Annotated in this window: 1 protein-coding gene; it reads left to right on the forward strand. The window is 74.3% G+C overall.

All coding sequences use genetic code 11. The annotated features are described in order from the left end of the window. Positions 1-130: 130 nt before the first annotated feature. A partial coding sequence (locus PZC42_RS21130) for a sigma factor (protein WP_438802982.1) occupies positions 131-276 on the forward strand: 146 nt, incomplete at its 3' end.

Raw genomic sequence — 276 nt, forward strand, 5'->3', positions numbered from 1 at the left:
CTGACGATCACGGCCGCGCGGATGTACCCGACGCTCAAGTACGCCCTGGGCTACGGCAAGGCGTGCTCCCGGGTGGTGGTGGCCGGCGAGGCGGTCGCGCCGCGCAAGCGCCCGGCCTAGGATGACGACCATGGACGCAGGCCTCACCGATGCCTTCGAGGCCCAGCGGCCGCGGCTGAAGCGGCTGGCCTATCGCATGCTGGGCTCGGTCGCCGAGGCCGAGGACGCGGTGCAGGACGCCTGGCTGCGCTGGACGCGGGCGGGCGAGGGCGTCGC

Origin of the sequence: Isoptericola croceus (assembly GCF_029382255.1) — a bacterium.
Lineage (GTDB): Bacteria > Actinomycetota > Actinomycetes > Actinomycetales > Cellulomonadaceae > Isoptericola > Isoptericola croceus.